Source organism: Novosphingobium bradum (assembly GCF_042646485.1).
GTDB lineage: Bacteria > Pseudomonadota > Alphaproteobacteria > Sphingomonadales > Sphingomonadaceae > Novosphingobium > Novosphingobium bradum.
Map to the genome: position 1 here is coordinate 45,936 of NZ_JBHRTQ010000002.1, position 21,204 is coordinate 67,139.

At 69.8% G+C, this 21,204-nt stretch carries 19 protein-coding genes; 11 read left to right on the forward strand and 8 right to left on the reverse strand.

Features of this window, described 5'->3' with window-relative positions:
* Positions 1 to 36 precede the first annotated feature (36 nt).
* The 4 genes from ACFOD9_RS01360 to hisS all read right to left on the reverse strand — a co-directional run bounded on the left by ACFOD9_RS01360 (position 37) and on the right by hisS (position 4,382).
* Positions 37 to 912 (reverse strand): DUF4167 domain-containing protein, encoded by an 876-nt coding sequence (locus ACFOD9_RS01360; RefSeq protein WP_379508289.1) that lies wholly within the window; start codon positions 910 to 912, stop codon positions 37 to 39.
* Positions 913 to 1,174: 262 nt separating this feature from the next.
* Entirely contained in the window at positions 1,175 to 2,002 is an 828-nt protein-coding gene (prmC, locus tag ACFOD9_RS01365) for a peptide chain release factor N(5)-glutamine methyltransferase (protein WP_379508290.1), read from the reverse strand.
* A 44-nt stretch (positions 2,003 to 2,046) separates the two neighbouring features.
* A complete protein-coding gene (prfA, locus tag ACFOD9_RS01370; protein WP_379508291.1) occupies positions 2,047 to 3,111 on the reverse strand; it encodes a peptide chain release factor 1 in 1,065 nt (354 codons plus the stop codon).
* Positions 3,108 to 4,382, reverse strand: a complete 1,275-nt coding sequence (gene hisS / locus ACFOD9_RS01375) for a histidine--tRNA ligase (RefSeq protein ID WP_379508292.1) — start codon at positions 4,380 to 4,382, stop codon at positions 3,108 to 3,110. Before hisS ends, prfA begins: the two co-directional genes overlap by 4 nt.
* Before the next feature lie 101 nt (positions 4,383 to 4,483).
* Here hisS and ACFOD9_RS01380 point away from each other — a divergent pair, with 101 nt between their 5' ends.
* Both ACFOD9_RS01380 and ACFOD9_RS01385 read left to right on the forward strand, forming a co-directional pair.
* A complete protein-coding gene (locus ACFOD9_RS01380) occupies positions 4,484 to 6,442 on the forward strand; it encodes a M61 family metallopeptidase (RefSeq protein ID WP_379508293.1) in 1,959 nt (652 codons plus the stop codon).
* Between the two features lie 305 nt (positions 6,443 to 6,747).
* Positions 6,748 to 7,560, forward strand: coding sequence for a response regulator (locus ACFOD9_RS01385; RefSeq protein ID WP_379508294.1), 813 nt, complete (start codon positions 6,748 to 6,750; stop codon positions 7,558 to 7,560).
* Between the two features lie 35 nt (positions 7,561 to 7,595).
* Here ACFOD9_RS01385 and ACFOD9_RS01390 read toward each other — a convergent pair whose 3' ends face one another.
* On the reverse strand, positions 7,596 to 9,191 hold the full coding sequence (locus ACFOD9_RS01390; RefSeq protein ID WP_379508295.1) for a CHASE domain-containing protein: 1,596 nt from the start codon (positions 9,189 to 9,191) through the stop codon (positions 7,596 to 7,598).
* Between the two features lie 363 nt (positions 9,192 to 9,554).
* Here ACFOD9_RS01390 and ACFOD9_RS01395 point away from each other — a divergent pair, with 363 nt between their 5' ends.
* The 5 genes from ACFOD9_RS01395 to ACFOD9_RS01415 all read left to right on the forward strand — a co-directional run bounded on the left by ACFOD9_RS01395 (position 9,555) and on the right by ACFOD9_RS01415 (position 13,444).
* Positions 9,555 to 9,728 carry a NepR family anti-sigma factor gene (locus ACFOD9_RS01395; protein ID WP_379508296.1) on the forward strand — a complete coding sequence of 58 codons (174 nt, stop codon included), beginning with the start codon at positions 9,555 to 9,557 and terminating at the stop codon, positions 9,726 to 9,728.
* Entirely contained in the window at positions 9,725 to 10,420 is a 696-nt protein-coding gene (locus tag ACFOD9_RS01400) for a sigma-70 family RNA polymerase sigma factor (protein ID WP_379508297.1), read from the forward strand. The genes ACFOD9_RS01395 and ACFOD9_RS01400 overlap by 4 nt, the downstream gene beginning before the upstream one ends.
* An 84-nt stretch (positions 10,421 to 10,504) precedes the next feature.
* Complete coding sequence (locus tag ACFOD9_RS01405; RefSeq protein WP_379508298.1) at positions 10,505 to 11,800, forward strand: AI-2E family transporter; 1,296 nt, start codon at positions 10,505 to 10,507, stop codon at positions 11,798 to 11,800.
* Between the two features lie 76 nt (positions 11,801 to 11,876).
* Complete coding sequence (glmM, locus tag ACFOD9_RS01410) at positions 11,877 to 13,217, forward strand: phosphoglucosamine mutase (RefSeq protein WP_379508299.1); 1,341 nt, start codon at positions 11,877 to 11,879, stop codon at positions 13,215 to 13,217.
* Positions 13,217 to 13,444, forward strand: a complete 228-nt coding sequence (locus ACFOD9_RS01415; RefSeq protein ID WP_379508300.1) for a DUF1272 domain-containing protein — start codon at positions 13,217 to 13,219, stop codon at positions 13,442 to 13,444. Before glmM ends, ACFOD9_RS01415 begins: the two co-directional genes overlap by 1 nt.
* 45 nt (positions 13,445 to 13,489) lie before the next feature.
* Here ACFOD9_RS01415 and ACFOD9_RS01420 read toward each other — a convergent pair whose 3' ends face one another.
* Positions 13,490 to 14,395: a carbon-nitrogen hydrolase family protein gene (locus ACFOD9_RS01420; protein WP_379508301.1), complete on the reverse strand. Its 906-nt coding sequence runs from the start codon at positions 14,393 to 14,395 to the stop codon at positions 13,490 to 13,492.
* A gap of 84 nt (positions 14,396 to 14,479) precedes the next feature.
* On the opposite strand from ACFOD9_RS01420, the gene thiD reads away from it, so the two are divergent.
* The gene (gene thiD / locus ACFOD9_RS01425) at positions 14,480 to 15,241 is read left to right on the forward strand and encodes a bifunctional hydroxymethylpyrimidine kinase/phosphomethylpyrimidine kinase (protein WP_379508302.1); all 762 of its coding nucleotides are present in this window, start codon (positions 14,480 to 14,482) and stop codon (positions 15,239 to 15,241) included.
* Here thiD and ACFOD9_RS01430 read toward each other — a convergent pair.
* A complete protein-coding gene (locus ACFOD9_RS01430) occupies positions 15,226 to 16,101 on the reverse strand; it encodes an LOG family protein (RefSeq protein ID WP_379508303.1) in 876 nt (291 codons plus the stop codon). The two genes, thiD and ACFOD9_RS01430, sit on opposite strands and share 16 nt — an antisense overlap.
* Positions 16,102 to 16,153: 52 nt before the next feature.
* Positions 16,154 to 16,348 (reverse strand): hypothetical protein, encoded by a 195-nt coding sequence (locus tag ACFOD9_RS01435; protein WP_379508304.1) that lies wholly within the window; start codon positions 16,346 to 16,348, stop codon positions 16,154 to 16,156.
* A 191-nt stretch (positions 16,349 to 16,539) separates the two neighbouring features.
* Here ACFOD9_RS01435 and mgtA point away from each other — a divergent pair, with 191 nt between their 5' ends.
* The 3 genes from mgtA to ACFOD9_RS01450 all read left to right on the forward strand — a co-directional run bounded on the left by mgtA (position 16,540) and on the right by ACFOD9_RS01450 (position 21,088).
* Positions 16,540 to 19,101 carry a magnesium-translocating P-type ATPase gene (mgtA, locus tag ACFOD9_RS01440; protein WP_379508305.1) on the forward strand — a complete coding sequence of 854 codons (2,562 nt, stop codon included), beginning with the start codon at positions 16,540 to 16,542 and terminating at the stop codon, positions 19,099 to 19,101.
* Positions 19,102 to 19,298: 197 nt separating this feature from the next.
* Positions 19,299 to 20,609, forward strand: coding sequence for a tyrosine-type recombinase/integrase (locus ACFOD9_RS01445; RefSeq protein ID WP_379508306.1), 1,311 nt, complete (start codon positions 19,299 to 19,301; stop codon positions 20,607 to 20,609).
* 173 nt (positions 20,610 to 20,782) lie between these two features.
* The gene (locus ACFOD9_RS01450; protein WP_379508307.1) at positions 20,783 to 21,088 is read left to right on the forward strand and encodes a hypothetical protein; all 306 of its coding nucleotides are present in this window, start codon (positions 20,783 to 20,785) and stop codon (positions 21,086 to 21,088) included.
* The last annotated feature ends 116 nt before the right edge of the window (positions 21,089 to 21,204 follow it).

Sequence of the window (21,204 nt, forward strand, 5' to 3'; positions counted from 1 at the left end):
GGGCCGGGCCATCAGGCCGGGCGCCGGAGGCCAGACTCAGTCCTCGTCGCTCACCGCGGCCACGGCCTTGGGCTTGCGGCCGCGCTTCTTGGGCGCGGGCGCCTCGTCATCGGCCGAAGCCGGTTCGGTGGCCATGCCATCCTCGCGCGAGGCGCCAAGGGCCGGCGGCAGGATCGAGACGTCCAGCCCAACCGGGCCGGCCTCGCCCTCGCCATCCTCGTCGCGGCGACGCGGGCGGCGGTCCTCGCGGCGCGGGCGCAGACCGCGTGACGGACGGTCCGCCCGGACGAAGGGGTTCTCGACCGGCTCGTAGATGCTGGCCGGCTGGTCGTCGGCGCCCTCGGCGCCTTCACCGGCAGGCACGATCTCGGTGGCCTCGTCGCCGCGCGGCTCGCGCTCGCGCCGGGTGTCGCGCTGACGATCCTCGCGCTGACGGTCGTCCCGGGGGCGTTCCTCGCGCTGACGATCCTCGCGCGGCCGATCCTCGCGGTTGCCGCGCTCGGGCCGGTCCGCCCGCTCGGGACGTTCGGCGCGCTCGGTTCGTTCAGCGCGCTCGGGCCGGCCATAACCCTGGTCATAGCCCTGGTAATCGCCGCCCGAATATTCGGTCGTATCCTCGCCCTCGTCGCCCGGCTCCTGCCAGCGCTCGTCGCGGGGGCGGCGCTGTTCTTCGAGGCGGGTGCGCGCATCGGCGATGACGCGGAAATAGTGATCGGCGAACTGGAGGTAATATTCCTCGGTCACCCGGTCACCGTTGAGGTGGGCGTCGTGCGCCAGCTTGCGGTACTTTTCCAGCAACTGGGGGGCATTGCCCCGCGCCCGGCTGTCAATCCGGTTGAGCTGCTGCCCGCCGCCCTGCGGCCGGTTGTTGCCGCGGCCGCGCCGACGGTTATTGCCACGATTATTGTTCAAGGGTGACCGTTCCTTCACCGGTTCGCCGCTCGGCCCCAATCCATGCCGGCCGGCGAATCGCTTGCGCTAAGTACACCGCGCGGCCCGGTTATGGCCTCGGCGGCGTCCCGACATCTGCAAGGTTCGCGGCCACCGTGGCCGTCCTGGGGCAAATGCTGGAGCTTGGACCGGCAGGAGAGGATAGTCCGTCTATCCGCTGGTCTGCGGTCGATTTAGGGGCTTGCCCGGCGATTGCCAAGGCATTTCTTGGTGCAGCGCAGTATTATTCGCGGGTAAATTCCACCACGCGGTCGCGCCCGGCCAGATCGCGGTGCACCCGGGCCGCGAATCCCGCCGCCGCGCCCAGCCCGCTCACCGCCGCCGCCTGGGTGGCCCCGATCTCGACCAGCGCCGCGCCGCCCGGCGCCAGAAGGGCCGGCAGGGCCGGGATCAGCCGGCGATAGTCATCAAGCCCATCGGCCCCGGCAAAGAGCGCGCCGCCCGGTTCGTGATCGCGCACCGATGGCGCAAGCTCGGCGCTGTTCTCCACATAGGGCGGATTGGCCAGGACCAGGTCGCAGCCGCCCAGCCCGGCGTTCCACTTGCCCCGCGTCCAGTCGCGCTGGAGAAAGGCGCTGCGCGCCGCCAGGCCCAGCGTGGCGGCATTGCCCGCCGCCACGGCCAGCGCCGTGGCCGACCGGTCGATCCCCACCCCGCGCGCGCCGCCAAGCCGCGCCAGCACGGCCAGCAACAGCGCGCCCGAACCGGTGCCGCAATCGAGCACCCGGCGCGCAGCGGGCCGCGCCGCCAGCGCCGCCTCGACCAGCGCCTCGCTGTCGCCCCGGGGGATCAGCACCGCCGGGCTGACCCGCAGCGCCAGGCCATGAAAATCCTGCGCGCCCACGATATAGGCCACCGGCTCGTGATCCGCGCGGCGCGCCACCAGCGCGGCAAAGCCGGCGGGCGCCGGCTCGCGCATATGGCGCAGCAGGAGATCGGTGCGCGATGCGCCCAGCGCGTGAGCCATCAGCACCTCGGCATCGAGCCGGGCGGTATCGCTGGTGGCCGAAAGGCGCTCGGCGCCGGCGCGGATGGCTTCGCCAACCAGCATCCTAATCGACCCGTTCGTGTCGAACGGAATGGAACAGGCGGAGGTCACTCATCCATCGCCGCCAGCCGCTTGGCCTGGTCCTCGGCGATCAGCGCGTCGATCAGTTCACCCAGGCCCGTTCCTTCCAGCACTTCGGGCAGGCGGTGGAGGGTGAGGTTGATGCGATGGTCGGTCACCCGGCCTTGCGGGAAATTGTAGGTGCGGATCCGCTCGGAGCGATCGCCGCTGCCGACCATCGCCTTGCGCGCCTCGGCCTCGGCGCCCTGGGCCTCGTCGCGCATCTTCTCGTAGAGCCGGGCGCGCAGCACCTGCATGGCCTTGGCCTTGTTCTTGTGCTGGCTGCGCTCGTCCTGGCAGATCACCACCAGGCCGCTGGGCAGGTGGGTGATCCGCACCGCCGAATCGGTGGTGTTGACGTGCTGCCCGCCCGCGCCCGATGCCCGGTAGATGTCGATCTTGAGGTCCTTGTCCTCGATTCCCACGTCGACCTCGTCCGGTTCCGGCAAGACCGCCACGGTCGCCGCCGAGGTGTGGATGCGCCCGCCGCTTTCGGTGACCGGCACCCGCTGGACCCGGTGCACCCCGCTCTCGAACTTGAGCCGCGCGAACACGCCGGTGCCAGAGATATTGGCGACCACTTCCTTGAAGCCGCCGATCTCGCTCGCATTGGCGCTGATCATCTCCATCCGCCAGCCCTGCTCGGCGGCGAAGCGTTCGTACATCCGGTAGAGATCGGCGGCGAACAGCGCGGCCTCGTCGCCGCCGGTGCCGGCGCGGATTTCCAGCATGGCCGGGCGGCTGTCGGCACTGTCGCGCGGGAGCATGGCGATGGAAAGCGCCCGCTCGGCCTCGGGCAGTTCGGCCTTGAGGCGCGCGATCTCCTCGTCGGCCAGTTCGCGCATTTCAGGATCGTCGAGCGCAGACAGCGAGGCCAGCTCGCCGCGCATGGCCCGCACCTCGGCGGCAGCCCTCGCCACCGGCTCCAGTTCGGCATAGTCGCGGCTGGCGGCGATGAACTCCTTGCCCTCCAGCGTCCCCGAGGCCAGCCGCGCCTCAAGCTCGGCAAACCGCGCGCCGATCTGGGCGAGGCGGGTGTCCGATAGGCTCACTGCTGCTCCGCCGCGAAGGCCGCGAAGACCGCGCCGGCCCGCTCCGCGCCAGCGCTCCCGGCTTCCAGCACCCGGAAGTTTTGAGTGTTCGCCCCATCGCGCACGTCGAGCGAGACGATCGCGCCCGGGGCCAGCTTCCTGGCCCGGTCAAACCGCTTGCGCGGGCTGCCGGTGGCGACCAGTTCCGCCGCCACGCCGGCACGGCGCATCCGCGCCACCAGCGCCAGGGCTTCCACCTCGCGCTCGCCATTCTCGGCAACCACGGCCACGTCCGGCCCGACCTCATCCCGCGCGCCCACCAGCATGGCCAGCCGCTCGATCCCCGCCGCCCAGCCGACCGCCGGGGTATGCGGGCCGCCCAGCGCCTCGATCAGGCCATCGTAGCGGCCGCCGCCCAGCACGGTGCCTTGCGCGCCCAGCCGGTCGGTGATGAACTCGAAGGCGGTGTGGCGGTAATAATCAAGCCCGCGCACCAGCGAGGGGGCGCGGGTCCATTGCACCCCGGCGGCATCCAGCCCTTGCGTGACCTTGCCGAAGAAGTCCTGCGCCTCGCCCGAAAGGTATTCGTCGATCCGGGGCGCAGCGGCGGTGAATGCCTTGTCGCGCGGGTCCTTGGAATCGAGGATCCGCAGCGGGTTCTTCTCCAGCCGCTCCTGCGAATCCTCGCTCAATTCGGCGCGGTGGGCCTGGAAATAGGCGATCAGCGCGAGGCGCCAGGCCTCGCGGCTGGGCGCATCGCCCAGCGTGTTGAGATGCAGCGTCACGCCATCGGCCACGCCCAGTTCGTTGAGCAACTGGTCGGCCATGACCAGCAGCTCCACGTCGGCCTGCGGTTCGGCCGCGCCGATCACCTCGGCGTCGATCTGGTGGAACTGGCGGTAGCGGCCCTTCTGCGGGCGCTCGTAGCGGAACAGCGGGCCGTGGGTGGCGAGCTTGACCGGCGCATATTGCTGCCACCCGTCGGTCAGGTAGGCGCGGGCGAGGCCGGCGGTGAATTCGGGGCGCAGGGTCAGCGATTCCCCGCCGCGATCCTCGAACGAATACATCTCCTTGGAGACGACATCGGTGGTCTCGCCCAGCGAGCGGCTGAACACGGTGGTCTTCTCGAACACCGGCATTTCCACCCGCCGGAAGCGGTAGAGGCGGCGCACGCGCTCGAAGGTTTCGACCACGAAGCCGAAGGCCTCGGCCTCGGCGCCGAAGATGTCCTGGGTGCCGCGGATCGCCTGCGGGGTTTCGATGGCCGACTTGCCGGATTTGCTCTCGCTCATGGGGGGCGCGCTTAGCCGGTTCCGGCCCCGGGGAAAAGCGCCGGTGCAAAGGCACTGCAACCGCCTTGCAAGGCGGGCGCTCGTTGAGCAAACCTTGCCCGATGCAGCTCAAGCCGGTCGTCGCCACCCTTCTTGCCCTTGCCACGCTGGTTCCGGCCGCGCTTCCGGCCCAGACCGCCCCCGTTGCCGGCACGCGGTCGACCCCCATGGCAGCCCCCCTGCCGCCCCCGCTGCCCGAGCCGCGCGACGTGCCCTATCCCGGCACCATCACGCTGGCCATCGATGCCACCGACGTGGCGCGCGGGCTGTTCCGGGTGACCGAGCGCGTGCCCGTGACCGAGGGCGCGCGCGAGCTGACCCTGCTGCTCCCCCGCTGGCTGCCCGGCCACCACGCCCCGCGCGGGACCATGGCCGAGCTGGTCGACCTGCGCTTTGCCGCCGGGGACCGCCCGCTGGCCTGGCGGCGCGATCCGGTGGAGGTCTTCGCCTTCCACCTGGCCCTGCCGCCCGGCACGCGCGAGGTGACCGCCAGCTTCGTCCACACCGCGCCGCGCCTCTCGGCCGAGGGGCGGGTCACGGTCGGCGAGGCGCTGATGAACCTGCAATGGGACCGGATGAGCCTTTACCCGGCCGGCCACTACGTGCGCCAGATCCGCGTGGCGCCCAGCGTCACCTTCCCCGCCGGCTGGCAGGCGTTCACCGCGCTCGACGGGCAGGCGACCACTGGCCCCGCCACCACCTGGGCCGAGACGGACTACGAGACGCTGGTCGATTCGCCGATCTTCGCCGGACTGAACGCGCGCACCTGGGATCTGGGCCATGGGGTGACCCTGGCCGCCGTGGCCGATGAGGCCAAGCTGCTGGCCCTGCCAGAACGCGGCCTTGCCGCCTATCGCGCGCTGGTGGCCGAGGCCGTGGCCACGTTCGCCAGCCGCCACTTCGACCACTACACCGTGCTGCTCGCGCTCACCGACCAGATCGGAGGCATCGGGCTGGAGCACCACCGCTCCTCCGAGAACACGATGGAGCCGACCGCGCTGACCGACTGGGCGGGGATGGACTGGGCGCGCAATGTCATCGCCCACGAGCTGGCCCATAGCTGGGACGGCAAGTTCCGCCGCCCCGAAGGCCTGTGGACCCCGGACTACCGCCAGCCGATGCAGACCGACCTCTTGTGGGTCTATGAAGGCCAGACCCAGTTCTGGGGCCATGTTCTGGCGGCGCGCTCGGGGGTGCAATCGAAGGAGATGGTCCTGGCCCAGCTCGCCTCTACCGCAGGCAACCTGGCCGAAAGCCCGGGCCGGGCCTGGCGCAGCCTGGCCGATACCGCCTACGATCCCGTCTTCGCCGCGCGCAAGCCCAAGCCCTTTGGCTCCATGGCCCGGGGGGAGGACTATTACGGCGAGGGCGCGCTGGTCTGGCTGGAGGCCGACCAGGTGATCCGCGCCGGGACCGGCGGGCGCCGCGGGCTCGATGATTTCGCCCGCGCCTTCTTTGGCCTGCGCGACGGCGACCGGGGCACGCTGACCTATACCCGCGCCGACGTGGTGGCCGCGCTGGGCGCGGTCTATCCGCATGACTGGGGCGGTTTCCTCGCCGAGCGGATCGACCAGCCGGACCGGCCCGCGCCGCTCGCCGGGCTGGAACTGGGCGGCTATCGCCTGGTCTGGCGCGAGGAACCCAATCCCTACGACCGGGGCCGCGCGCTCGACGACAAGAGCGTCAGCCTCGTCCATTCGCTTGGCCTGACGCTGGACAAGGAGGGCCGGATCACCGCCTGCCGCTGGGGCAGCCCGGCCTTCGCCGCCGGGCTGGCGCCGGATGCGAAGATCATCGCGGTCAACGGCACCGCCTGGTCCGAGGCGACCCTGCGCGCCGCGATCACCGCGGCGAAGGCCGCGCCCGAACCGCTGCGGCTGACCGTGCGGCGCGGCGACCGCTTCAGCGAGGTGGCGCTCGATTACCACGGCGGCCTGCGCTATCCTTGGCTCGAACGGATCCCCGGCCAGGGGCCGGCGGGGCTGGACCTGCTGCTGGCGCCCCGGCGCGGCCAGCGCTGAACCGGTCCGGCGCGGCGGGCCATTTGCCCGGAAAACGGGCCGAGCGCCCATAAAAAAGGCCTCCGCTCTGGAAGAACGGAGGCCTTTCGGGATCGTATCACCAGCCGCTTGGACGGGAGGGGGGGTCTCGGCGGTGACATGGAATAAATGTGCATCCCGGCGCTCGGTTCCCCTTTTCGGAACACTTTTGTAAAATTTTTTTCACGCCGGGACGGATGCCCCGGGCGGCGGCCTGCGGGAACCTGTTGCGTTGCTCGCGCGTTCGGGTCCAGTTAGTCATGTCCCGCAGGGAAGGGGTCCCCCGAATGTCGCTTGGCACACAGGTTGCCGCCCAATTGCCCTACCTGCGGCGCTACGCCCGGGCGCTGACCGGATCGCAGCAGACCGGGGATGCCTTCGTTCGCGCCACGCTGGAAGCGGCCCTGGCCGATGCCGAGCTGCAACGCAGCCTCGCCGACGGGCGGGTGCCGCTCTACCGCGCCTTCAACAAGGTCTGGTCGAGCGCCTTTCTCGACCTTGCTGAAGCCGATCAGCCCGAAGCCGGCAGTGGCACGGGCGGCGATCTGGAACTGGCCGCCCGCCAGCGGCTGGCCGCGATCACTCCGCTCAATCGCCAGGCGCTCCTGCTCACCACGCTGGAGGATTTCGCGGTGGAGGATGCCGCCCGGATCATGGACCTTGCCCCCGCCGAGGTGGACCGCCTGATCCAGCAGGCCATCGCCGAGATCGAACGCGAAGCGGCCACCACCGTGCTGATCATCGAGGACGAGCCGCTGATCTCGATGCAGCTGGAAGATCTCGTGCGCTCGCTCGGCCACGACATCTGCGGCACGGCCGCCACCCGCACCCAGGCCCAGCAGGTCGTGGCGGAACATCGCCCCGGGCTGGTCCTGGCCGACATCCAGTTGGCCGACGGGTCATCAGGCCTCGATGCGGTGGACGATATCCTGGCGATCGAGACCGTGCCGGTGATTTTCATCACAGCCTATCCCGAGCGCCTGCTCACCGGCAACCGCCCCGAGCCGACCTACCTGATCACCAAGCCGTTCCAGGAATCGACCGTGCGCGCAGCGATCAGCCAGGCGCTGTTCTTCAATTCCAGCCGGGCGATCGGCTAGGAGCCGCCGGCCGCGCCGCTGGCCGACAGCCCGCCCTATTCCCCGGCCTCGGCGGGCCGGGCGGCGCGGATCTGGAAGGCGGCGGGCGGGCGCACCGGGACAACCAGGGTGCAGCACACCCCATCGCCTTCGAAGCGCAGGTCCACCGGATTTCGCAATTCGTGGGCAACGATCTTCTCGATCAGTTCCGTGCCGAAGCCGCGCCGGCGCTCGGTGGCGACCGGCGGGCCGCCGTGCTCGGACCAGTCGATCCGCGCCAGCTTGTCGGTCAGCATCTCCCAGGAAATCTCCACCCGCCCTCCCGGAACGCTCAACGCGCCATATTTCGAGGCGTTGGTCGCCAGTTCGTGGATCGCCAGGCCCAGCGAGAGCGCATCGTTGGGCGCCAGTTCGACCAGCGGTCCGCGCATCGCCACCGCCCGGTCGGTGCCCTGGGCATAGGGCGCCAGTTCCGCAGCGATCACCGCGCGCACCGGGGTCGTGCCCCATTCCGACTGGGTGAGCAGGTCGTGGGTGGCCGAGAGCGCCCGGACCCGGCCGATCAGGCCGGCCACGAATTCGTCGATATTGCTGGTGCGCCGCCGGGTCAGGGCCACGATCGAGAGGACATTGGCCAGGGTGTTCTTGACCCGGTGGTTGAGTTCGCGGGTCAGCGAGTTGCGGATCGAGGCCTGTTCCTCGAACCAGGCGAGCGCCGCGCGGTCTTCGGCGGCCTGCTGGGTGACCAGCCGGGCAACGATCAGCAGCAGCGCGGCCACCATCATCCCGAACAGCAGCGTCAGCAGGGACAGGTTCGACAGGGTGGCCGGCGCCGGCGGGGAAATCTCGATCCGCATCCGGTGATCGGCCAGGACCACCTCGCGCGTGACCCGCCGGCCGGCGCCGGCCTGTTCGCCGAGCACGGCCAGCGGCTGGGAGCCGGGGCTTTCCGCATCGTGGAGCGCGATGCCATAGTCGGCCAGCCGTTCGCCGGCGAGCGCGTCCCTGAGGAACGAGTGGGCGACGAAGCCCCGGGCGATCACCCCGACCATCCGCCGATGCGCGCCATCGTCGGCATAGACCGGCATGAAGATCCCGAATCCGCTGGAATGGGCCTCGTCGTCATGGCTGATCAGGTCGATCGCGCCCGATGCGGTGGGCCGCCCGGTCCGCATCGCCCGCTCGATCGCGCCGCGCCGCACCGGCTCGCTGAGCATATCGAACCCCAGCCCGCGCCGTCCGACCGCATCGGCGGGATAGACGAAGGCCACCGGCAGCACGTCGCCGCCCAGTGCGCGGGGACGGACCGCATAGCCCTGGTCGCCCGATGCGCGCATCCGCGCCTCGAAGGCGGGCACCTGGTCGGAGGCCATGCGCTCGGCCCAGCCCAGGGTGCCGCCCGAGCGCAGGCTTTCATCGGCGGAGAGCTGGTGGGCGAAGGCCGCGAAATCCCGGCTCGACGGCGCCAGGCCCGGCGAGAGGAGCGCCCCGGCGCGCAGGTAGACCGCATTGGCATTGACCAGCCGCTCGATCGCCGCGGTCACAGTCGTCGCCACCTGGCGGTGCTGGGCCTCGCCGCGCTGGGCCTCGACCTGCTCGATCGCATAGACGCTGAGCGCGGTGATCGCGGAAACCAGCAGGAAGATCGCCACCGGCAGCCCGCGCGGAAACCGGAAATACCATCGCTGCGCCTGGACCCTGCTTGGAACGCTGTTCGCCACGCCTACCCCTGTCTGCCCCGCCGGTTGCCGGCCACCCGCTTTCCGACCGCGTCGGCCGCCTGCCCCTGCGACTGCCCGCCCGTCAGTCGTCACCCGATGGGCCGTTAACCGCCGCTTCCGGCGGCAAATGCCGGACATCGGGCCATTCCCGTCTCTCAGCGGGAACCACAAACCGGCCATTTCGTTCCAGTTGCATCGGTCGCCCGGATTGAGGGCCGGCCGATGGCGTGTATTTGGGGGGGACGCGTTGCCCGAGGCACGGCAACGGGAACAACAGGGACGGCACCCGGCGAGATGACCAACGACAAGGCAACGAAACCGATGCGACCCGCGCCACCGAGGGAGGGGCGGCGCGCCCAGCCCGAATGGGCCGACGGCCTCAAGCAGCTTTACGATGCCGTGCTCGACGAACCCCTGCCCGACAGTTTTGCCGACCTGATCGCCAAGCTGGACGAAAGCGGAAAATGACCGCTGGCCCCACATCGAACGATCCAGCCCGTGTCGGCCCGCCCGCCGAATCCCGAACCGGCAATCCGACCGGACGCCCGGTCCGTTCCGGTTCCGACCGGCCCCGAACCGACCAGGACCGCGGCGCCTTCAAGCGCGAGCTGACCGAGGTCATCCCCCACCTGCGCGCCTTCGCCCGCGGCCTGTGCGGGCGGCCCGACCTCGCCGACGATCTCGTGCAGGAAACCATGCTCAAGGCCTGGGCCGCGCAGGACCGGTTCGAGCCGGGCACCTCGATGCGCGCCTGGACCTTCGTGATCCTGCGGAACGCCTATCTCACCGATATGCGCCGCAACCGCTTTCGCGGCGAATACGACGAGGCCGTGGCCGAGCGCACCCTCACCGCGCCCGCCGGACAGGAAGCCCCGCTGCACCTGGCCGATATGCACCGCGCCCTGCTGACCCTGCCGCCGGAACGGCGCGAGGCCCTGCTGCTGGTCGGCGCGGGCGGCTTCTCATACGAGGAGGCGGCCGAAATCTGCCAATGCGCGGTCGGCACGATCAAGAGCCGGGTCGGCCGCGCCCGCGCCGCGCTGACCCGCCTGATCGAGAGCGGGGAGATGCCCCGCCGCGGCCATGGCGACGAAGAAGCCGCCCATGCCGCGATCATGAAGGATCTCGACCATGTTTCGCACGGCGGCTCGCTGGAATAGCGGGCGCAAGGGCGCGGCATCGACACGGCACCCGGGCTTCCGCAAATGCTTGATCAGGCAGCCGCGAAGCCTAGGATCGCGGCCATGACCGACGCCGACCGCGATCCGCCCCGCCCCCACGCCGCCCGCCATTCCCCCGACCAGCACCAGCCCTTCGCCATGGCCGAAAGCGCCGCGATCGGCAGCAATCCGGCGGTCTTTGCCGCGCAGGAGCTGCGGCTTACCTCGGCGCTGGTCATGCTGCTGGGGATCGGGCTGTTCCTGGCCCTGCCCTTCGTGCTCTCGATCGGCTCGGTGGTGTTCCTGCCGCTGGTCACCGCGCTGATCCTCTCGATCGTGCTGGCGCCGCTGGCCGACCAGTTCCTGCGCGCCGGCCTGCCCAATGGGCTGGCCTCGATGCTCTCGGTGCTGGTGCTGGTCCTGTTCCTGCTGGTGGCGATCACCCTGATCATCCAGCCGGCCCTGGTCCTGGTCGATGACGTGCCGGCGATGGTCTCGCGTGCCACCCAGCAGATCGTCAGGCTGCGCTCCAGCTTCGACTGGCTGAACGACATCAACCGCGCGCTCGCCCGCGTTTCGGGCCGCCCGCCCACGCGCGAGGTGATCGTGGCGGCGCCTTCGCTGATCGAACAACTGGCCGTGGCCACGCCCAGCGTGATCCTGGAAACGCTGCTCACCTTCCTGATGAGCTACTTCATGGTCGAAAGCCGGCTGCGCCTGCGCCGCCACCTGCTGCACGATCGCACCAGCGCCGGCTCGAGCCGCAAGGCGGCGCGGCTGCTGCGCGAGATCCAGGACCGGGTGGGCACCTACATCCTGACCGTCGCCCTGATCAACGTCGGCGTGGGCGCGATCACCGCCACCGGGGCCTGGCTGCTGGGGTGGAACGCGCCGATCATGTGGGGCGGGCTGGCCGCCCTGCTCAATTTCATCCCCTATATCGGACCGCTCTCGCTGATCGGCGTGCTCGCGCTGGTCGGCCTGTCGACCGCCGACACGGTGGGCGGCGGCCTGATCGCGCCGGCCGCCTACCTGTGCCTCCATGCGATCGAGGCCAATGCGATAACCCCGGCGATCCTCGGGCGGCGGTTCACGGTCAACCCGGTGCTGATCCTGTTCTCGTTCTCCTATTTTACCTGGGTCTGGGGCGTGCTGGGCGCGCTGCTTTCGGTGCCGATCCTGATCACGCTGACCGCCGCCTTCGAGCACCTGGGCAAGCCCAACCTGATCGGCTTCATCTTCGGCGAACCGCTGTTCCCGCACCTCCCCGAAACGGCCATGGGGGAGGAGACCGCCGGCGGCGCGCGGGCCGCGCCCGATGCACCCGATGCACCCGATGCGCCCGGCGAGGCGGCCACGACCCCGTCCCCCGCCGCGTGACGGGGTGACATTGCCCGCCGCCTGCGGCATGGCTGGCACGGGACGATCCGGGGCGCTCAGGAGACGATGGCAAGGCATGGGCAAGCAGTATTTCGGCACCGACGGCATCCGCGGGCGGACCAACGCGGGCGCGATGACCGCGGCAACGGCGATGAAGGTCGGTCAGGCCGCCGGCACCCGCTTCCTGCGCGGCGGCCACCGCCACCGGGTGGTGATCGGCAAGGACACTCGCCTTTCGGGCTATATGCTGGAAAACGCGATGGTAGCCGGCTTCACCAGCGTCGGCATGGACGTGGTCCTGCTTGGTCCGATGCCCACGCCCGCCGTGGCCCTGCTCACCCGCGAACTGCGCGCCGATGTCGGCGTGATGATCTCGGCCAGCCACAACCCCTACGAGGACAACGGCATCAAGCTGTTCGGGCCTGACGGGTTCAAGCTGTCCGACGATGACGAACTCGCGATCGAGGCCATGCTCGGCCAGGACATCGCCCTGGCCGATGCGCCCGAGATCGGCCGCGCCCGCCGGATCGACGATGCCCGTGGCCGCTATATCCACGCGGTCAAGACCTCGCTCCCCGAGAACGTGCGGCTCGATGGCCTCAAGATCGTGGTCGATTGCGCCAATGGCGCGGCCTACCAGGTGGCGCCTTCGGCCATCTGGGAACTGGGCGCCGATGTCCACGCCATCGGGATCGAGCCCAATGGCAAGAACATCAATGCGAAATGCGGCTCCACCCACCTCGACCTGGTGCGCGAAACCGTGGTCGCCTCGGGTGCCGACATCGGCATCGCGCTCGATGGCGATGCCGACCGGCTGATCGTCATCGACGAAAAGGGCGCGGTGGTCGATGGCGACCAGATCATGGCCCTGCTTGGCACCCAGATGGCCGCGCGCGGGCACCTGCGTGGCGGCGGGGTGGTGGCCACGGTCATGTCGAACCTGGGCCTCGAACGCTGCCTGGCCAGCCACGGCCTCAGCCTCGAACGCACCGCCGTGGGCGATCGCCACGTGCTCGAGCGGATGCGTTCGGGCGGCTTCAACGTGGGCGGCGAGCAATCGGGCCACATGATCCTGCTTGATCACGCCACGACCGGCGACGGCACGGTGGCCGCGCTCCAGGTACTGGCCGCGCTCGTCCAGTCGGGCAAGCGGGCGAGCGAACTGCTCCACCTCTTCGATCCGGTGCCGCAATTGCTCAGGAACGTGCGCTTCGCCGGGGGCAAGCCGCTCGACAACCCGCGGGTTCGCCAAGTGATCGCCGATGCCGAGGCACAGCTTGTCGGGCGCGGCCGGCTGGTCATCCGTCCGTCCGGCACCGAGCCGGTGATCCGGGTCATGGCCGAAGGCGACGATGCGGCCGAGGTCGAAAGCGTGGTGGCCGCGATCTGCGCCGCCGTGGCGGAAGCCGCCGGCTGATGCTGGCCATGCACCCCGATTGCCAGCGCTGCGGCGGCGACCTGCCCGCCGAAGCGCCCGGCGCCTTCATCTGCAGCCTCGAATGCACCTTCTGCGCCGAGTGCGCCGACGCACTTGATGAGCAATGCCCCAATTGCGGCGGCGAACTGCTTGACCGGCCGGCCCGCGCCAAACGCCTTCACGCCCAGCACCCGCCCGCCACCGCGCGGCGCCACAAGGGCGGCTAGGCGCCGGCCAAGGGGCAGGCCACTCGGCCGGCAGGGCGCGGCCCGTCACATCCCGTGCCGCCAGTCCTCCTGCTCCAGCACGGTATCCAGCAGGCCGGCATAGATCGACGGGCGCCAGTCCGGCTCGCCGGTCAGCGGGTTTTCGCGCAGGATCGGCAATTGCGCGCGCACCCGGTCGCTCTGCGCCAGGTCGATCCGGGCCAGCACGATCGCCTCGCGCCCTTCCACCGGCGCGCCATGATAGCGGGTGTCGATCGGCCCGTCGCCCGGCCCGAGGACCAGCGAGCCGCCGGGGAAGGTCATGTCGCGGTCTTCGCCAACGAGGTTGGCGCTGGCGATGAACAGGCCGTTCTCCACGCCCCGCACCCGCAGCATGGTATAGTAGAAATCCGCCCAGCCCGGCCGGGCCGAAACAGCCGTGGGGTTGAGATAGAGCCGCGCGCCCATGGCCGCGAGATGGCGCGGCACTTCGGGGAACAGGTAGGTATCGTAGCAGATGCCCAGCCCCACCGGACCCCACGGGGTGGCAAACAGGCAGGGCCGATCGCCCTTGGCCGCCCACAGCAATTCGTCCTTGGCGGGGTGGATCTTGCGATAGCAGTCCACCAGCCCATCGGGGCCGGTGACCAGCGCCGAATTATACAGCCGCCCGCTGGCTTCATCGCGTTCGGGCAGGCCGACGACCAGCCAGATGCCCAGCTCCCGCGCGCAGTCCACCAGCCGCGTGGCCGAAGGGCCGCCGCGCGGCTCGGCATCGCGTTGGTGCATGGCGATCGAACCGCCGTCGTGATTGTAGCCGGTGAGCGCGGTCTCGGGGAACAGCACCATGTCCGCGCCCTGCCCGGCGGCCTCGCGGGCAAGACCCAGGATGCGCTCGCAATTGGCGGCCTTCTCGCCCCAGGCCGCATGGAAGTTGACCGCCGCGATCGCCAGCTCGTCCCGATAGGCCATGACTCGCGCTCCTTGCCGCGATTGTCCCCACTTGATAGCGCTGCACGGCCAACCCTGGCAACGCAACAGGCGCCGATAACCCCGATGACCACCCCGCCTCGCATTCTCGTCATCGCCGGGTCCGATTCGTCGGGCGGGGCCGGTGTGCAGGCCGACATCAAGACCATCACCATGCTGGGCGGCTACGCGATGACCGCGATCACCGCGATCACCGCCCAGAACACGCTGGGGGTTACGGCGGTCGAAGCGCTGTCCCCTGATCTCATCGCCGCGCAGATCGATGCCTGCACCAGCGATATCGGGGTCGACGCGGTCAAGATCGGGATGCTCGGCTCGGCCGCCATCGGCCATGTCGTGGCCGACCGGCTGGAGCGCCTGTCCTGCCCGGTGGTGTTCGATCCGGTGATGATCGCCACCAGCGGCGCGGTCCTGGCCGATGCCGCAACCGTGGCCGCCTTCGAGCGGCTGATGGCCCGCGCCACGCTGACCACGCCCAACGTGCCCGAACTCGCCGCGCTGGGCGGCGCGCCGGGCATGGCGGCGCGCGGCGTGGCCTGGCTGGCCAAGGGCGGCGATGCCGAAAGGCCGGTGGTGGAAGACCGGCTGGTGCTGCCCGGCCAGGACCCGGTCATCTGGCGGGCGGCGCGGATCGCCACGCGCCACACCCACGGCACCGGCTGCACGCTGGCCAGCGCGATCGCCACGGGGCTGGGCCAAGGCCTGCCGATCCGCGCGGCGGTCGAACAGGCCCGGGCCTTCGTGCGCGCCGCCTTGCTCGCCGCGCCCGGCTTCGGGGGCGGGGCCGGCCCGCTGGGCCATCAGGCGGTGGTTCAGTCCAGGTCGTAGAACCGGCGGATCACCTCCCAGGCTTCTTCCGCCGTTTCCACCGGCGTGAACAGGCCGATATCCTCGTGGTTGATCACGCCCTCTTCGGCCAGCGCCTCGAAGTTCACGACCTTGCTCCAGAAATCGCCGCCGAACAGCAGGATCGGGATCGGCTTCATCTTGCCGGTCTGGATCAGGCAGAGCAGCTCGAACAATTCGTCGAAGGTGCCAAAGCCCCCGGGGAACACCGCCACGGCGCGCGCGCGCAGCAGGAAGTGCATCTTGCGAAGCGCGAAGTAGTGGAACTGGAACGACAGGCCCGGCGTCACCCAGGTGTTGGGCGCCTGTTCGTGGGGGAGCACGATGTTGAGGCCGATGGTTTCCCCGCCGGCTTCCACCGCGCCGCGATTGGCCGCCTCCATGATCGACGGCCCGCCGCCCGAACACACCACGAACTGGCGCATCCCGTCCTCGACGATGGCCTGGGCGGCGGCGATGTGACCGAGCTTGCGCGCTTCCTCGTAATACTTCGCCTTGGCCACCAGCCGTTCGACCACCGCCCGCCGCTCGGGCGTGGTCGCGGTATGCAGGGCCGCCTCGGCCATGTCGGGCGAAGGGATGCGGGCCGAGCCATAGACCACCAGGGTCGAGCCGATCCGCGCTTCATCGAGCAGCATCTCGGCCTTCAGCAGTTCGAGCTGGAAGCGCACCGGGCGCAATTCCTCGCGCAGGAGGAAGCCGGTGTCGCGGAACGCCAGGCTGTAGGAACTGCTCTGCGTCTGCGGGGTGGTGTGGGGATGGGCGTCGGCGAAGGAGGCTTCCTGCTCCGCCTTGTAGAACTTGCGCCGGGTGAGCCTGCGCGAGGCGTTTTCGTCTGTCATCCCCCTTCCTCGCCCGCCGCGCGGCGTTAGGCAATGGCCGGCTGCGCGCCGCCTAGAGCACCAGGCGCAGGATCAGGAAGGCGGCCGCCCAGATCAGCGCGGCAATGGGCAGGCCGATGAGGATGCCGCGCAGGGGCCGCCCATCCTCGTCATGCCCCGGCGGGGGCAGCGTGGGACTCTCCTCGCCCCACGGCGCGTCGACCGGATCATCATCGGTATCGATGGAGAACTTGTGATGACCGTCCATGTCCACTGCCGCGCTCCGACAATCCCCCGCTTGCCCGGACCCCTATCGTCCGATAGGGCTTCCCACAAGTCATTTCTGTTTTGTTACAACGATATAACACCCACAGCCACGGTTCCGGCCGCGGGCAAATCCGCTGTCGCCTTCCCCGGAACTTCGGCATAAGATTTCCCGGGGCGATGGGGACAAGGCTTATGGATCCGTCCGGCCACGCAGCCGCCATGCCGACCGAACACCGCTTCTGGCTGCGCGCCGAAGGGTCGGCAGCCTCTGCCGGACTGACCGGCGCCGAGGCTCGCCGGCAGCTCCTGCGCGATGGCCCCAACGTGGTGGAGCGCCTGCGCCGTCCTTCGGTGCTGCGCCAGATCCTGCGGCGGCTGGCCGAACCCCTGGTGCTGATCCTGATCGCCGCCGCCGCGATCTCGGCGGCCACCGGCGACATGGCCAGCCTGGTGCTGATCGCCCTGATCGTGGCTGCCTCGATCGGGCTGGAAACCTGGCAGGAACACGGCGCGGAAAAGGCCGCCGAAGCCTTGCGGAATTCCATCGCCCTCACCGTGCGTGTGCTGCGTGACGGGCGCGAGCAGAGCCTGCGCGCCGAGGACATTGTGCGCGGCGACGTGGTGCGGCTGGCGCCCGGCAACCTCGTTCCCGCAGATGGCGTGGTCCTGGCCGCCTCAGGCGCCCACGCCGACGAGGCAATCCTCACCGGCGAACCCTATCCCGTGGCCAAGCGCCCCGGGCCGAGCCGGGCCGAAACCATGGCCGATGCCCACGACGCGCTGTTCGCGGGCACCTCGCTGGTTTCGGGCGAGGCGACCATGCTGGTCTGCGAGACCGGCCTCGCCACGGTGCTCGGCACCATTTCCACCGACCTTGCCGCCGACCAGCCGCCCCCCGCCTTCGAGCGCGGCCTCAGGCGGCTTGGCCTGCTGCTGGTCCGCCTCACCCTCGCGCTGGTCCTGTTCGTGCTGCTTGTCCAGTATGCCCTGCACCGCCCGGTGCTTGAATCCTTCATGTTCGCCGCCGCGCTCGCCGTGGGGCTGACCCCGGAACTCCTGCCGATGGTCACCACCATCACGCTCGCGCGCGGGGCGGTGCGGCTGGCGGCGCGGCGGGTGATCGTCAAGCGGCTGGCCGCGATCCACGACCTGGGCGCGATGGACGTGCTGTGCACCGACAAGACCGGCACCCTCACCGAGGCGCGCATCTCGCTGGCCGTGGCGCTCGGCCCGGACGGGCGCGACGATCCGGCCGTCCTCGCCCTCGCCGCGGTTAACAGCGCGCTCGGCGGCAGCGCGGGCAATCCGCTCGACACCGCGATCCTTGCGGCCGCGCCCGAGGCGGCGTGCGGCTGGAGCGCGCTTGCCGCCCTGCCCTTCGATTTCGAACGCCGCCGGGCCAGCGTGGCGGCCAGCCATGACGGCAAGGCCATGCTGATCGTCAAGGGGGCGCCCGAGGCCGTGCTGGCCGCCTGCGTGGCGGTGGATGGGCCGGGCGGCCCGCAGCCGCTCGATGCCGCGCGGCGCGCCGCGCTGGATGTGATTCACGAGGCCCGCGCCGCCCAGGGCGAACGCCTGCTCGGCCTTGCCTGGCGCGCGCTGCCGGAGGCACCCGCCAGGCTGGCGGTCAGCGACGAGAGCGACCTCGTCTTCGCCGGCTTCTGCGCCTTCCTCGATCCGCCCAAGCCCTCTGCCGCCGAGGCGATCGAGCGGCTGGGCCAGCTTGGCGTGCGGGTGAAGATCATCTCCGGCGATGCCGCCCCGGTCGTCGCCCACCTGGTCGCCCAGCTTGGCCTGCCCGCCGGCCAGGTGCTTTCGGGCGAGGAGATCGCCCGCCTCACCGATGCCGCCCTGCGCCGCCGGGTGGTGGCCACCCGCCTGTTCGCGCGGGTCTCGCCCGACCAGAAGATGCGGATCATCCGCGCCCTGTCCGAGGCCGGCCACACGGTCGGCTTCCTTGGCGACGGGATCAACGATGCCCCGGCGATCCGCGCCGCCGATGCCGGCCTCTCGGTCAACACGGCCACCGACGTGGCCCGCGCCGCAGCCGACCTGATCCTGCTCGACAACGATCTGGGCGTCATCGCCGATGGCATCGCGGAAGGCCGGCGAACCTATGCCAACATCATGAAATACGTGCGGATGGGCACCAGCTCGAACTTCGGCAATATGCTCTCGATGGCGCTGGCCTCGGTGCTGGTCCCGTTCCTGCCGATGACCGCGGTGCAGATCTTGCTCAACAACCTGCTCTACGATGCCTCGCAGATCGGCCTCCCGCTCGACGAGGTCGATGCCGACGACCTGGCCACCCCGCGCAACTGGAGCATCGCCGCGATAGAGCGGTTCACCGCGATCATGGGGCCGCTGTCCTCGCTGTTCGACCTGTCGACCTTCGCCATCCTGCTGCTGGTGTTCCATGCTGGCGCTGCCCAATTCCGCACCGCCTGGTTCGTGGAATCGATGCTGACCCAATTGCTCGTGGTCTTCGTCATCCGCACCCGCGCGCGGCCCTGGCGCAGCCGCCCGGCGCGGGCGCTGGTGGCCACGAGCCTGGGCGCCTGCGCGGCGGCGCTGGCCCTGGCGCTGGGGCCATGGGCAGGCCTGTTCGGCTTCGCCCCGCTGCCCGGCCACCTCCTCGCGCTCGTCGCCGCGCTGGCCGCCGCCTACCTGCTGCTGGCCGAAGCGCTCAAGCGCCATGCCATGGGCCGCGCCCATCGGGCACGGCATCGCGCCCGATCAACCCATGCAGGCTGACGGAAAACCGGGCGATGGTGTGGGAAAGTGGATGCCCCGCGAGGACTATAACCCGCGTCTCGCCGCATCCGCGACCATCCCCAAACATCCCAATAAATCACGGTTTTCCGCAGGTTTTCGGCCCAGCCTTTCCACGCCTGCCTCTTGACGTTCCCGCCAAGCCAGCGCAATGTGTGGGGACCGATGTGGGGACTATCATGGGCAAGCTAACAACGATCAAGGTGCGAGCGGCCAAGCCTGGCGTGTCAGCGGACGGCAAGCCGACAAAGGCGGTCTATCAGGACGGCGAGGGCCTGTTCCTGCTGGTGAAGCCGAGCGGAGCCCGCTTCTGGATGCTTCGGGTCCAGGTGAACGGCAAGCGGCGAGACATCGGGCTCGGCGCGGTGGCGGTCGAAACTGTGGGCGGCGGCGCTTTTGGCGATCACGATCCCGTGGCTGACACGTCACTGATGCTCCGGTCCTCGCTGACGCTGGCGGAAGCCCGGAAGAAGGCGGTGGCCCTGCGGGAACTCGCCAAGGCCGGCGCGAACCCTGTTGCCGAGCGCGATAGGGAGCGGCGCGTCATTCCCACATTCGCCGAGGCTGTTACCGCAACGCATGAAGCACTGTCGGCAGGCAAGTGGGCCGAGCGCACCGCCAAGGCCTTCCTCGCCTCTCTGATCGAACACGCCAACCCCAAGCTCGGCGCCATGCGGGTCGATGCCATCGGCGGGAGCGACATCGTGCTAGCCCTCGCGCCGATCTGGAACGACAAGCCCGTGATGGCGCGCAAGGTCCGCGCCCGGATCGTTCAGGTGCTTGCCTTCGCCAAGGCGCGGGGATGGCGCGCCGACGCACTTCCCGATGCACGGGAGATGCGCTCCGGTTTGTCATCGCAAACGCGGGGCAAGAATTTCGCGGCAATGCCCTTCGCCGTCGTGCCGGACTTCGTTGCCGAGCAACTGAGCAAGGAGCGCGGTGCCAGCCGCATGGCGCTACTGTTCGCCATCCTCACCGCTGCCCGCTCTGGCGAAGTCCGCAATGCAACATGGGCGCAGATCGACTTTGAGGCTCGGACATGGACGCGCTCTGCTGCTGACATGAAGATGGGCGTTCCACACGTGGTCACGCTCAACGACGCCGCGATTGCCATTCTTGAACGCACAGCCCCCGAAGGGCAGCGTACCGGCCTGATCTTCCCCGGCGCAAAGGAGGGGCGCCCCCTCTCCGACATGTCCCTGACCAAGATCATGCGGCTCGCCGGCAGGGCGGAGACGGTCCACGGCTTCCGCTCCGCATTCCGCGATTGGGCCGCCGAGAAGATGCCTACTATCCCCGCTATGGTCGCGGAGATGGCGCTGGCGCACAGTGTCGGCACCGCCACGGAGAAAGCCTATCTCCGCAGCGACCTGCGCGACATGCGCCGCGCGCTCATGGATGCGTGGGGCCGCTTCGCCGCGCCGTCCCTGTCGCCGGGCGGCAACAATGTGATCGAGATGGAGCCGAAGGCCGCCGTGGTGGCCGCATGATGCGCCTTACAGCCGTGGCCGGCCTCTGCACGCGAACCCCCAGAAAGTCGCCAGCGTAGCCAGTCCTTCACTGTCCATCATCAACGTGGGCATCTCATTGATGCCTCAACCCGATAGACATGCGCGTGCCGATAGAAGAGGATCGTTCCCACAACGACCCGAAGGGCGCCTCAATGCAGAGCGAAGCAATGCGGACCAACCTCGGGGAGTGGGAAAACGCGCCCTTCATTCAAGACCAGGTGATCGCCTATGCTGAAAGCCTCGGCTCTTCATTCATCCTGCGAGACATCTACAAGCCGCTGCGCCTGCCGCGCTACACCGTCAGCCGCGTGCTGTGCCGCCTGCACGCGAAAGGTTTCCTGACCCGTCACAAAATCCCGGTGCAACTCCACCGCTTCGATAGCAAAGCGGGCGCGCTCGTTGCAGATGGGGCAGCTCGCCAGTGCTACCTCTATGCCTTGGCGGACGAGGCGACATAGTGAGCCGGATTGCGTTGCTGGGGCCGGACTGCGGAGGTTCCAATGCCCTGCCGGCCCGCGCTGATCGCAGTCGTCCGGTATCGCTTGCGGCCGTCCCCCAAATCCCGCTAGCAAGC

Excerpts from the sequence above, each read along its gene's own strand:
- prmC (WP_379508290.1), bottom strand. The coding sequence starts at position 2,002 with ATGCTGGTTGGCGAAGCCATCCGCGCCGGCGCCGAGCGCCTTTCGGCC.
- hisS (WP_379508292.1), bottom strand. The coding sequence starts at position 4,382 with ATGAGCGAGAGCAAATCCGGCAAGTCGGCCATCGAAACCCCGCAGGCG.
- ACFOD9_RS01380 (WP_379508293.1), top strand. The coding sequence starts at position 4,484 with ATGCAGCTCAAGCCGGTCGTCGCCACCCTTCTTGCCCTTGCCACGCTG.
- ACFOD9_RS01385 (WP_379508294.1), top strand. The coding sequence starts at position 6,748 with ATGTCGCTTGGCACACAGGTTGCCGCCCAATTGCCCTACCTGCGGCGC.
- ACFOD9_RS01395 (WP_379508296.1), top strand. The coding sequence starts at position 9,555 with ATGACCAACGACAAGGCAACGAAACCGATGCGACCCGCGCCACCGAGG.
- ACFOD9_RS01400 (WP_379508297.1), top strand. The coding sequence starts at position 9,725 with ATGACCGCTGGCCCCACATCGAACGATCCAGCCCGTGTCGGCCCGCCC.
- ACFOD9_RS01405 (WP_379508298.1), top strand. The coding sequence starts at position 10,505 with ATGACCGACGCCGACCGCGATCCGCCCCGCCCCCACGCCGCCCGCCAT.
- glmM (WP_379508299.1), top strand. The coding sequence starts at position 11,877 with ATGGGCAAGCAGTATTTCGGCACCGACGGCATCCGCGGGCGGACCAAC.
- ACFOD9_RS01415 (WP_379508300.1), top strand. The coding sequence starts at position 13,217 with ATGCTGGCCATGCACCCCGATTGCCAGCGCTGCGGCGGCGACCTGCCC.
- ACFOD9_RS01420 (WP_379508301.1), bottom strand. The coding sequence starts at position 14,395 with ATGGCCTATCGGGACGAGCTGGCGATCGCGGCGGTCAACTTCCATGCG.
- thiD (WP_379508302.1), top strand. The coding sequence starts at position 14,480 with ATGACCACCCCGCCTCGCATTCTCGTCATCGCCGGGTCCGATTCGTCG.
- ACFOD9_RS01430 (WP_379508303.1), bottom strand. The coding sequence starts at position 16,101 with ATGACAGACGAAAACGCCTCGCGCAGGCTCACCCGGCGCAAGTTCTAC.
- ACFOD9_RS01435 (WP_379508304.1), bottom strand. The coding sequence starts at position 16,348 with ATGGACGGTCATCACAAGTTCTCCATCGATACCGATGATGATCCGGTC.
- mgtA (WP_379508305.1), top strand. The coding sequence starts at position 16,540 with ATGGATCCGTCCGGCCACGCAGCCGCCATGCCGACCGAACACCGCTTC.
- ACFOD9_RS01445 (WP_379508306.1), top strand. The coding sequence starts at position 19,299 with ATGGGCAAGCTAACAACGATCAAGGTGCGAGCGGCCAAGCCTGGCGTG.
- ACFOD9_RS01450 (WP_379508307.1), top strand. The coding sequence starts at position 20,783 with ATGCAGAGCGAAGCAATGCGGACCAACCTCGGGGAGTGGGAAAACGCG.